This window comes from Actinomadura rubrisoli (assembly GCF_004349215.1).
In the GTDB taxonomy this organism is placed as follows: Bacteria; Actinomycetota; Actinomycetes; order Streptosporangiales; family Streptosporangiaceae; genus Spirillospora; species Spirillospora rubrisoli.
Genome location: NZ_SMKU01000006.1, coordinates 68,895 through 79,910, shown reverse-complemented (window position 1 = coordinate 79,910; position 11,016 = coordinate 68,895). Strand labels below are relative to the sequence as shown.

The 11,016-nt window shown below is 74.0% G+C and carries 7 protein-coding genes; 3 read left to right on the top strand and 4 right to left on the bottom strand.

Annotated elements, in window-relative coordinates; translation table 11 throughout:
• Window positions 1-150 precede the first annotated feature (150 nt).
• Window positions 151-696, bottom strand: coding sequence for a MarR family winged helix-turn-helix transcriptional regulator (locus E1298_RS03240; protein WP_131889221.1), 546 nt, complete (start codon window positions 694-696; stop codon window positions 151-153).
• A 111-nt stretch (window positions 697-807) separates the two neighbouring features.
• On the opposite strand from E1298_RS03240, the gene selA reads away from it, so the two are divergent.
• The 3 genes from selA to selD are packed head-to-tail and all read left to right on the top strand — an operon-like array spanning window position 808 to window position 4,945.
• Window positions 808-2,115: an L-seryl-tRNA(Sec) selenium transferase gene (gene selA, locus E1298_RS03235; RefSeq protein ID WP_131889220.1), complete on the top strand. Its 1,308-nt coding sequence runs from the start codon at window positions 808-810 to the stop codon at window positions 2,113-2,115.
• Window positions 2,115-3,932, top strand: a complete 1,818-nt coding sequence (locus E1298_RS03230) for a selenocysteine-specific translation elongation factor (RefSeq protein WP_131889219.1) — start codon at window positions 2,115-2,117, stop codon at window positions 3,930-3,932. The genes selA and E1298_RS03230 overlap by 1 nt, the downstream gene beginning before the upstream one ends.
• On the top strand, window positions 3,929-4,945 hold the full coding sequence (gene selD / locus E1298_RS03225) for a selenide, water dikinase SelD (RefSeq protein ID WP_131889218.1): 1,017 nt from the start codon (window positions 3,929-3,931) through the stop codon (window positions 4,943-4,945). Before E1298_RS03230 ends, selD begins: the two co-directional genes overlap by 4 nt.
• Window positions 4,946-4,987: 42 nt before the next feature.
• Here the strand turns inward: selD and fdh are convergent, their stop codons facing one another.
• The 3 genes from fdh to E1298_RS03205 all read right to left on the bottom strand — a co-directional run bounded on the left by fdh (window position 4,988) and on the right by E1298_RS03205 (window position 10,874).
• On the bottom strand, window positions 4,988-8,239 hold the full coding sequence (fdh, locus tag E1298_RS03220) for a formate dehydrogenase (RefSeq protein WP_207944410.1): 3,252 nt from the start codon (window positions 8,237-8,239) through the stop codon (window positions 4,988-4,990).
• A 129-nt stretch (window positions 8,240-8,368) separates the two neighbouring features.
• A complete protein-coding gene (locus tag E1298_RS03210) occupies window positions 8,369-9,502 on the bottom strand; it encodes a hypothetical protein (protein ID WP_131889215.1) in 1,134 nt (377 codons plus the stop codon).
• Between the two features lie 127 nt (window positions 9,503-9,629).
• Window positions 9,630-10,874 (bottom strand): PP2C family protein-serine/threonine phosphatase, encoded by a 1,245-nt coding sequence (locus tag E1298_RS03205; protein WP_131889214.1) that lies wholly within the window; start codon window positions 10,872-10,874, stop codon window positions 9,630-9,632.
• Between the last annotated feature and the right edge of the window lie 142 nt (window positions 10,875-11,016).

Sequence of the window (11,016 nt, the reverse complement as noted above, 5' to 3'; positions counted from 1 at the left end):
CGGGCCTTATCGTCGGCAGCGTGAGGTGTGTATAAGAGACATGGCCGAGCAGTGCGACCGCCCCGAAATCCGCCCGCCGTGACAGCAACCCGCCCGCAACGTCGGCGACCCCGTAAGCCACCGCCGACCCCAACGCCAGCCACGCCCCCATCACGCGGCACCACCCGCCTCTGCCGCATCGCGGGCTTGTGCGTCGCGTTCGGCCTGGCCTACGGGGCAGACGGCGCCGGTCGTGCAGCAGTGCCGGTCGCACAGGCGGCACATGAGGTCCGCGTCCTGGATCTCCTCGTACAGGCGGGCCAGGAGCTTGGCGAGGAGGTCGGTGAGCGTGTCGCGCTCGGCTTCGTCCAGGGCGCTGAGGGCGTCGGTCAGTGGTGCGTCGCGGGCGGTGAGCATTCGCCTTACCGTCTCCTCGCCCCGCGGCGTCAGGCGGACGCGGACGGTGCGGCCGCCGCCCGGACGGCGTTCGGCGAGGGACGCGGCCTCCAGGCCGTCCACCATCCGCGCCGCCGCGGACTGCGTCAGGCCCACGCGGCGGCCCAGCTCGGTGATGCCGAGGTCCGGGGCGGCCGACAGGACGACCAGCGCGGTGGCCGCGTTGGGGTTCGTCCCCGCGGCCCGGGTCGCGCCGGCCAGGACGAGGTCCGTCACCGCTAGGGACGCGGCGCCGAGCAGGTTCGCCAGCCGGTCATGCATGACTCATGCATAACAAGGGCTAGCCGGATCCCGCAAGCCCCGCGGGCCGTCCCCGGACGGCGGGGCCGCGCGTGCCATGCTGGCGTTGGTCGAGGACATCGGAGGTCGCCGATGGAGCAGGAGGACGCGCGGCGGCGGATCGCCCGGACGGACGTGCTGATGGCCGACCCGCGCCTGGCCGAGGCGGCGGGACGGCTCGGGCGCGGCCTGGTGAAGGCGGCGGTCGTCGCGGCGCAGGGGCGGGCGCGGGCGGGTGAGATCCCGCCCGGCGCGGTGGCCGACGCGGCGGTCGGGGCGCTGCCGGACACCGCGTCCGGGCTGCGGCCCGTGGTCAACGCGACCGGCGTGCTGCTGCACACCAACCTCGGGCGGGCGCCGCTGTCCGCCGCCGCGCGCGAGGCCGTGCGGGTGGCCTCGGGCGCGACCGACGTCGAGCTGGACCTGGAGTCGGGCGCCCGCGCGCGGCGCGGGCGGTCGGTGCTGGCGGCCCTGCTGGAGCGGGTGCCGGACGCGGAGGCGGCGCACGTGGTCAACAACGGCGCGGCGGCGCTCGTGCTGGCCGCGACCGCCCTCGCCGCCGGGTGGGAGATCGTCGTCAGCCGGGGCGAGCTGGTGGAGATCGGGGACGGGTTCCGCATCCCCGAGCTGCTGGCCGCGACCGGCGCGCGGCTCCGCGAGGTCGGCACCACCAACCGGACCACGCCCGGCGACTACGCGGCCGCGATCGGGCCGCAGACGGCCTTCGTGCTCAAGGTCCACCCGTCCAACTTCGTGATGACGGGCTTCACGCGGCAGGCGGGCGTCGACGAGCTGGCGGGCGCCGGGCTGGGCGTGCCGGTCGTCGTCGACATCGGCTCCGGTCTGCTCGCCCCCGAGCCGCTGCTGCCGGACGAGCCGGACGCGGCGACGAGCCTCGCGGCGGGCGCCGACCTCGTCACGGCCAGCGGCGACAAGCTCCTCGGCGGCCCGCAGTGCGGGATCGTCCTCGGGCGGGAGGAACTGGTGCGGTCGCTCGCCCGGCACCCGCTGGCGCGCGCGCTGCGCGTCGACAAGATGACGCTCGCCGCGCTGGAGGCGACCGTGCGGGGGCCGCGCACCCCGACCGGTGACGCCCTGCACGCCGACGTCGCGGTCCTGCGCGAGCGCGCGGAGCTCCTCGCCGCCCGCCTGCGGGAGGACGGCGTGGACGCGCGGGCGGTCGCCAGCGACGCCGCGGTCGGGGGAGGCGGCGCGCCGGGCGTCGTCCTGCCCAGCGCGGCCGTGTCGCTGCCCGAGCCGTACGCGGCGCGGCTGCGGCTGGGCGCCCCCGCGGTGATGGGCCGGATCGAGGACGGGCGGTGCCTGCTCGACCTGCGGGCCGTCCCGGACGGGCAGGACGCCGTCATCGCCGGGGCGGTGCGCGCGGCGGGGGGACGCTGATGCACGTCGTCGCCACCGCCGGGCACGTGGACCACGGCAAGTCCACCCTCGTCCGGGCCCTGACGGGGATGGAGCCCGACCGGCTGGAGGAGGAGCGGCGCCGCGGGCTGACGATCGAGCTGGGCTTCGCCTGGACCGACGCCGACGCCGACGCCGACGCCGACGCCGACGCCGGCGCCAACGCCGGCGCCGAGCCGATCGCGTTCGTGGACGTCCCCGGGCACGAGCGGCTCGTCGGCACCATGCTGGCCGGGGTGGGGCCCGTGCCCGCCGTCATGTTCGTGGTCGCGGCCGACCAGGGCTGGCAGCGGCAGTCGCAGGAGCATCTGGCGGTGCTGGACGCGCTCGGCGTCCGGCACGCGCTGCTGGTGGTGTCGCGCGCCGACCTCGCGGGCGCCGAAGCCGCCGCCCGCGTCAGGGACGACGCGCTGGCCCGCATCGCGGGCACCTCGCTCGGCGCGGTCGACGCGGTGACGGTCAGCGGCGCCACCGGGCAGGGCATGGACGGTCTGCGCGCCGCGCTGGAACGGCTGGCCGGTGCGCTGCCGCCGCCCGACCTGGACGCCGACGTGCGGCTCTGGGTGGACCGGGTGTTCACCGTCCAGGGGCGCGGCACCGTCGTCACCGGCACGCTCGGCGCGGGGACGATCAAGGTCGGCGACCGGCTGGAACCGGCCGCGGGCGGCGATCCCGTCCGGGTGCGGGGGCTGCAGAGCCTCAAGCGGGACCGGGACGAGGCCGGGGCGGTCGCCCGCGTCGCCGTCAACCTGCACGGCGGCTCCGGGGAGATCCGGCGGGGCGAGGCGATGCTGGCCCCGGGCCGCTGGCTCGCCGCCGACGTGATCGACGTCCGGCTGCGCGGCGACCCGGCGCGCGACCTGCCGAAGCGGCTGATGCTGCACGCGGGCACGGCCGCCGTGCCGGTGCACGTCCGGCCGCTCGGCGACGACACGGCGCGGCTGTCGCTGACGCGGGCGCTGCCCCTGCGCGTCGGCGACGTCGCGCTGCTGCGCGACCCCGGGCGGCACCACATCCCGGCCGGGGTCACCGTGCTGGACGTCCGCCCGGAGCGGTTCGCCCGGCGGGGCGCGGCGGTGGCGCGGGCCCGCGAGCTGGCCGCGATGACCGGCCGTCCGGACGGCGCGGACGAACTGCGCCGCCGCGGCCTGGTCCGGCGGGCCGACCTGGTCGCGATGGGCGTGCCCGTCCCGTCCGCGCCGGTGGCCGGGGACTGGCTCGCCGACCCGGGCCACTGGGCCGGGCTGCGCGACCGGCTCGCCGCGATCGTCGAGGAGCACGCCGCGCGCCACCCGACCGACCCCGGGCTGCCCGCCGAAGCGGCCCGCCGCGCGCTCGGCCTGCCGGACCGTGCCCTGGTGGAGGCGCTGGCGTCCGGGCTGCGGCGCCGCGACGGCAGGCTGTACGGGAGCGCCACGGCACCGGCGCTGCCCCCGCCCGTCCAGGCGGCGGTCGACGCCGTCCGGCGCGAGCTGGCCGAGGCGCCCTTCCGCGCCCCCGAGGCGGGACGGCTGGCCGAGCTGGGCCTGACGCCGAAGCTGCTCGCCGCCGCCGCGGCGGCCGGTGCGCTCCTGCGGCTGCCCGGGGAGATCGTCCTGCTGCCGGGCGACGACGCCCGCGCGGCCGACGTCCTCGCCGGGCTCGGCGGCACGTTCACCCTGAGCGACGCTCGCCGCGCGCTGGGCACCACTCGTCGCGTCGCCGTCCCCCTGCTGGAGCACCTCGACGCCCGCGGGTACACCGTAAGGGTGGACGACCTCCGGCGGCGCTGCCGCGTGCACACCGAAGGGACATCATGACGACGATCCAGGGACAGCGGCTGACCCAGTACGCGCACGGCGGGGGATGCGCCTGCAAGATCCCGCCCGGGGAGCTGGAGGAGGTCGTCGCGGGCCTCGTCCCCGGCCCCGATGCGCCCGGCTCGCCCAACGAGCTGCTGATCGGCCTCGACACCGGCGACGACGCGGCCGTGGTCCGGCTCACCGGCCCCGCGCACGGTACGGCCGTCGTCGCCACCGCCGACTTCTTCACCCCCGTCGTGGACGACCCGTACGACTGGGGCCGCATCGCCGCCGCGAACGCCCTGTCGGACGTGTACGCGGTCGGCGGCCGCCCGCTGGTCGCGGTGAACCTGCTGGCCTGGCCGCGCGACGTCCTGCCGTTCGAGCTGGCGAGGGAGGTGCTGCGCGGCGGCCTGGACGTCGCCGCGCAGGCGGGCTGCCACGTCGGCGGCGGCCACAGCGTGGACGACCCGGAGCCCAAGTACGGGATGGCCGTGACCGGCGTCGCGGATCCGGACCTGCTGCTCCGCAACGACACCGGCCGGCCGGGCATGCCGCTGTCGCTGACGAAGCCGCTCGGCCTCGGCGTCCTGAACAACCGGCACAAGGCGACCGGGGAGGTGTTCGGGCACGCGGTCGAGGTGATGGCCGCGCTCAACCGGGACGCCTCCGCCGCCGCGCTCGACGCGGGCGCCGTCTGCGCCACCGACGTGACGGGCTTCGGCCTGCTCGGGCACCTTTACAAGCTGGCCCGCGCGTCCGGCGTCGGCGCGGTGGTCGACGCCGCCGCCGTCCCGTATCTGGACGGCGCGCGGCAGGCCGTGCGGGACGGCTTCGTCAGCGGCGGCACCCGCCGCAACTTGGAGTGGGTCGCCCCGCACACCGACTTCGGCTCGGCGGACGAGGAGACGCGGCTGCTCCTGGCCGACGCGCAGACCTCGGGCGGCCTGCTGGTCGCCGGTGAGATCCCGGGCGCCCCCGTCATCGGCGAGCTCGTCCCCGCCGGGGAGCACACCCTCCTCGTCCGCTGACGCCGCGCGCCTCGGACGCCGCGCGTCAGACGTCCATGCCCGTCAAACGTCCATGCCCGTCTCGTCGGAGATCCCTGCCCGCTCCCGGTACCCGCGGACGAGCGCCAGGGCGGCGGGCCCCCGGGGGCGGCGGCCGGGGCGGATGTCGCAGTCCAGCGCCTTGGCCTCCTGGATGTGGGTGTTCGGGTCGAGCGCCATGTGCAGCAGCTCGTTCGCAGCGTCGCCCCGGGCGTAGCCGTTCGGGCCCCAGTGGTAGGGCAGGCCGATCTGGTGCAGCGGCCTGCCGTCCACGACGAGGGGCGCCATGCGCTCGGTGACCATGACGCGGGCCTCGACGACGCCCCGCGCGCTGACGATCGTCGCCCAGCCGGAGTGCTCCAGGCCCCGCAGGGCCGCCAGCTCGGGCGACACCTCGCAGAAGAACTCGGGCTGCAACTCGGCCAGGTACGGCTGCCACCGTGACATGCCGCCCGCCGTGTGGTGCTCGGTCAGCCGGTACGTCGTCGCCACGAAGGGGAACACACCCGCGCCCGGCGCGTCGCCGCTCGGCTCGTACCGGTTGTCCGGGTGCGGCGGCAGCAGGTGCCGGACGGGGTTGCGCTGCTGCCCGTACAGCGGGTTCGTGAACGGCGACTCCTGCGGCTCGTAGTGCGCCGGGAGCGGCCCGTCCATCAGGCCCGTGGGGACGTACAGCCACGCCTTGCCGTCCGCCTGCATGATGAACGGGTCGTTGCCCGCCAGCGCGTCAGGGCCCTCGGCGCCTCTGGGCGGCTCGTAGTCGGGCGCCTTGTCCGGGACGAAGTCGGGGACGTCGTGCCCCGTCCACTTCCCGTTCTCGGCGTCCCACCACACGAGGGCCTTCCGCTCGCTCCACGGCCTGCCCTCCGGGTCGGCGGAGGCGCGGTTGTAGAGGATCCGCCGGTTCGCGGGCCACGCCCAGCCCCACTCGGCCGCGATCCAGTCCTGCTCGGTGCCCGGCTTGCGGCGGGCCGGCTGGTTGACGCCGTCCGCGTACACCCCGGCGTAGATCCAGCAGCCGCACGAGGTGGACCCGTCCGGCTTCAGCTCAGTGTAGGCGGAGATCGGCGCGCCGTCCGGGCCGCGTCCGTTGATCTCGGCCAGCACGGCCTCCGCGTCGGGCTCGTCCAGGCGCCCCTTGGTCGGGTAGTCCCAGGTCAGCTCGCGCACCGGACGGTCCATCTCGTCGTCCGACTCGGCCAGCCGCTCCTTGATGATGCGGCCCAGGTGGTACATGAACCACAGGTCGCTGCGGGCGTCCCCGGCGGGCTCCACGGCCTGGTGGTGCCACTGGAGCATCCGCTGGGTGTTGGTGAAACTGCCGTCCTTCTCGGTGTGGGCGGCGGCGGGCAGGAAGAACACCTCGGTGCCGATGTCCTCGGTGCGCATCTCGCCGGTCTCGACCTCCGGCCCGTCCTTCCACCACGTCGCGGACTCGATCAGCGAGAAGTCACGGACGACCAGCCAGTCCAGGTTCGCCATCCCGAGCCGCTGGATCTTGGCGTTGGCCGACCCGACCGCCGGGTTCTCGCCCATCAGGAAGTAGCCCTTGCATGTCCCGTCGATCTGCGCCATCGCCGTCTCGTAGGTGCTGTGCGAGCCGGTGAGCCGGGGGAGGTAATCGAAGCAGAACTCGTTGTCCTCGGTCGCCGCGTCGCCCCAGTACGCCTTCAGCAGGCTGACGAGGTAGGAGCGCATGTTGCCCCAGAATCCCTTGCGCGCCGCCTCCGCCTGGACGAACGCGTCCAGGCCCTCCTTGGCGTGCGCGTGCGGCATCGGGATGTAGCCTGGCAGCAGGTTGAACAGCGTCGGGATGTCGGTCGAGCCCTGGATGGACGCGTGCCCGCGCAGCGCCAGGATGCCGCCGCCGGGGCGCCCGATGTTGCCGAGCAGGCTCTGCAGGATCGCCGCGCCCCGGATGTACTGGACGCCGACCGTGTGCTGCGTCCAGCCGACCGCGTAGGCGAACGCGGTGGTGCGGTCGCGTCCGGAGTTCTCGGTGATCAGCTCGCACACCTCAAGGAACCGGTCCTGCGGCACCCCGCAGATCCGCTCCACCATCTCCGGCGTGTAGCGGGCGTAGTGCCGCTTGAGCACCTGGAACACGCACCGCGGGTGCTCCAGCGTCGGGTCCCGCTGCGGGTCGCCCTCGCCGAGCGCGGCGCCGCCGGACCCGTGCGCCTCCCCGCGCCCGGTCTCCGAGACGGACTCGACGCGGTCCTCGTACTCCTCGTCCCGCTCCCCGGCGGCCGCCTGGACCTCCAGCCCCGCGTACCGCCAGCTGCGCGGGTCGTAGCTCCGCGTCTCGGGGTTCAGGCCGGAGAACACGCCGTCCAGGTCCTCGGTGTCGCGGAAGTCCTCGTCGAGGATCACCGACGCGTTCGTGTAGGACAGCACGTAGTCGCGGAAGTACTTCTCCTTCTCCAGGACATGGTTGATGATCCCGCCGAGGAACGCGATGTCACTGCCCGCGCGCAGCGGGACGTGCGCGTCCGCGAGCGCGCTCGTCCGCGTGAACCTCGGGTCGACGTGGACGAGCTTCGCCCCGCGCGCCTTCGCCTCCATCACCCATTGGAACCCGACCGGATGGCACTCGGCCATGTTCGAGCCCTGCACGACGATGCAGTCGGCGTTCTGCAGGTCCTGCTGGAAGGTGGTCGCGCCGCCGCGTCCGAACGAGGTTCCCAGACCGGGAACGGTGGAGGAGTGTCAAACGCGGGCCTGATTCTCGATCTGCACCGCCCCGAGCGCGGTGAACAGCTTCTTGATCAGGTAGTTCTCCTCGTTGTCGAGCGTGGCGCCGCCCAGGCTCGCGATGCCGAGCGTGCGCCGCACCCGCTTGCCGTCGTGCTCCCACTGCCAGCCGTGCCGCCGGGCCGCGATCACCCGGTCGGCGATCATCCGCATGGCGGTGTCGAGGTCGAGCCGCTCCCAGTCCGTCCCGTGCGGGCGCCGGTAGAGCACCCCGTACTCGCGGGCCGACCCGGTGGTCAGCTGAAGGCTCGCCGAGCCCTTCGGGCACAACCGCCCCCGGCTCACCGGGGAGTCCGGGTCGCCCTCGATCTGGGTGACCCGCCCGTCCTGGACGTACACGTCCTGCCCGCAGCCGACCGCGCAATACGGGCAGACGGACTTGACGACCTGGTCGGCGGTGCTCACCCTCGCGGTCAGCCGCGCGGTGCCCGCGCTCTTGGCGGCCGCTCCGCGGCCCAGCGGGTCGTCACCGGTGGCCTGGCGGTAGACGGGCCATGATCCGATCCAGTCGCGAACGCCCATGCCACCGCCTTCCCCCTGGACACTCCCGTTGGCGGCGACGTACTACCCGCATCCCGTCCCGCAAAACGTCCCGCGGGACGTTCAGCCGAGCATGGGGGAACAGGCCCCGCCCACCAGGTGACCGGGAGGTCACTGCCTGCCGGACCACCCCCTGGAGGCGCCCACCGGCCGGGCCGGGTGCTCGGCGTTGGCCTTCTGCTGCATCTTCTCGAAGCGCCGGTGGGCCTCGTGGACGTGGCCGGTGCCCAGGGTGGTGTAGTCGATCTGGGTGGCGAGCAGCTCGCGCACGAGCCGTTTGTTGGGCTCGAAGGCGACCGGCTCGGGGAGCGCGGACGGCAGGACGCTCTCGGGGTCGCGGCCGTCGTGGCGGCGCATCAGGTCGCAGGCCAGCCGCAGGTGCTCCAACTCCATGCCGAGATGCGTTTCCCAGATCGCCTTTACACGCGGATCGCTCTCGGTCTGCATGAACGCGTAGTACAGGTAGCACTCGTTGTACTCGTGGTGGACCAGGCGCTCCCACCACGTCTCGCCCGGGTCGACCAGGGACTCGTAATGGGTGACGTGCTCCACCTCCACCAGGCCGATCTCCTGGTAGAGCTGCCGCGCGATCGGCTCCATGTACATGGGACCGACGTTCATGTAGAAGTTCATCGTCTGCCGCTCGGCCGACATGATCGTCAGTGCGTGCAGCCGGGACAGCGGCACGGTCGCCTCGCGCTCCCACCGGCGGCGGGCGGTGCCGGCCGTGCCGCGGCACAGATGGTCGAGGCGGCCCGGCGTCACCTCGGTCACCTGGTCGACGATCCGCTCGGCCCCGCGGTGCTCGATCGCCTCGTAGAGGTCGGCGTACCGGTACAGGTGGTCGAAGTCCTCCAGCAATCCGAACTCATAGGCCCGCTTGAGGCGCGGGTCGGGTTCCATCCGGGCGACCCATCCGGTGAGGTCGACGGCGACCTGCTCGTAGGCGATGGTCGTCTCCAGCACCGAAGCCTGGCCGGGCAGCAGCCAATTTAGGGTCTTCTGTTGCCGCTGCTCGATGTGGCGGACGTGCCTGAGCCGCTCCTGGACCTTCGCGTCGGGGCAGGTGCCCGCGAGGTGGTGGCTGAACATCACCGCCTCGACCTCGATGCCGTTCAACGTGATGATGCGGCAGCGCGTGTAGGGGTCCAGGTCGTCCGGGTCGACGGGGACGCCGGGCGGGCTCCAGTCGCGGAGCTGGTCGTCGAGCGGGATGCCGCGGTGTTCGAGAGGGTTGAACGCCACCAGACTCTCCCTTTCCTCTGGGATCTAAGCCGATCGGCGATTCCGCCCTTACCCGAGCAAACCGGTTCAGCACATGGGGTCGAGGCCCCGCGCGCCGGATCGGGGCCATGACCTCGGCGATCACTCCCTAGGACCCGCTCCAGTCGAAGCAGACGACCACGGCGTCGTCGGCGAGGTCGGCTCCCTCGTGGTGCTCGATCAGCTCGTCGATGACGGTGAGGGGCACCTCGGACGAGTCCTGGAGGCGGCTGCGCCGGGTGGCCTGCTCCAGCGCCTTCGTCCCGAACTCGCCGCGGGTGGACCGCGCGGAGAAGACGCCGTCGCTGACGATGACCAGCCGGTCGCCGGGTTCGAGCCGGAACCGCTGCGGGCGGTACTCGGTGTCGGGGAACATGCCGAGCGGGAGCTGCTGCTCCAGCGGGATGCCGGTGACCTCGGCGCCGCGCATCCGCAGGATCCGCGGGGAGCCGGCGTCGATCACGTGGACGAGCCCGCTCGCGAGGTCGATGCGCATGACGAGCGTCTCGGTGAACTCCCGGCCGCCGTAGCGGACGTGGACCATGTCGTTGGCCAGGCTCGCCTGCTCGCCCAGGTCGGCGCCCGACCGGCGGGCGTTGCGCAGCGCGCCGACCGTCAGGGACGTCAGCAGGGCCGCCTGGATGCCGGTCCCCGAGCCGTTGGTGACGGTCAGGGCGAGGTGGTCGTGCTCGGCGGACCAGTCGAAGTTGTCGCCGCCGATCGAGTACGCCGGTTCCAGGTGCCCGGCGAGGCTGAACCCGTCGCCCGCGCAGGCGTGCCCCGGGAGCAGCTGCCACTGGAGCTCGGCGGCCAGCGTCAGGCGCTGCCGCCGCCGGGCCCGCTCGTAGCGGTCGGTGTGGTTCCAGGCGACCTTCAGGGCCGTGCCCACGACCTCGCCGATCTCCTCCAGTTCGTCCAGCACCGCGTCGTCCCACGCGCCGCCCGAGACCAACTCCAGGATGCCGAGCCGCTCGCCCCGCGAGACGACCGGCACGAAGGCGGTGACCGGTCCGTCGTCCTGCCCGCCGTCGCCGGGGGGAGGGTCCAGGACGCGGCGCCGGGACACGAAGGCCCGGCCCGCGGTGGAACCCTGGATCCTGATCGGCTCCAGGGCCGGATCGTCGGCCGGGTCGACGGGCGGCTTCACCCCGACGTCCGCGCCGGGGGCCGCGACCGCCTTGAGCGGCTCGACCGGCAGCAGGAACCGCGAGTGGTAGTCGTTCACCAGCACCCGGACCGAGGCCACCCGCGGGTACGCGCGTCCGAGTGTGGCGGCCAGCGTCTCGGGGACCGAGTACGCGGGCGCGGCGCGCAGCGCCCGTTCGACCATGGCCGGGCGGCCGTGCGTGCTCATTGCGACCCCATCTCGTTGAACTTGACCGGCCGCCCGCCCGCGGGCGTCGTGCTTCCCCAGCAGGTCCGTCCCGCTTCGGACGGAGGACCGCAGGGGAAGACTGTCAAAGAGTTTGCCCTATGGCAAATACTTGATATCGAGC

Bases quoted from the DNA above. Each gene is read 5' to 3' on its own strand.
- E1298_RS03240 (WP_131889221.1), bottom strand. From the start codon at position 696: ATGCATGACCGGCTGGCGAACCTGCTCGGCGCCGCGTCCCTAGCGGTG.
- selA (WP_131889220.1), top strand. From the start codon at position 808: ATGGAGCAGGAGGACGCGCGGCGGCGGATCGCCCGGACGGACGTGCTG.
- E1298_RS03230 (WP_131889219.1), top strand. From the start codon at position 2,115: ATGCACGTCGTCGCCACCGCCGGGCACGTGGACCACGGCAAGTCCACC.
- selD (WP_131889218.1), top strand. From the start codon at position 3,929: ATGACGACGATCCAGGGACAGCGGCTGACCCAGTACGCGCACGGCGGG.
- E1298_RS03205 (WP_131889214.1), bottom strand. From the start codon at position 10,874: ATGAGCACGCACGGCCGCCCGGCCATGGTCGAACGGGCGCTGCGCGCC.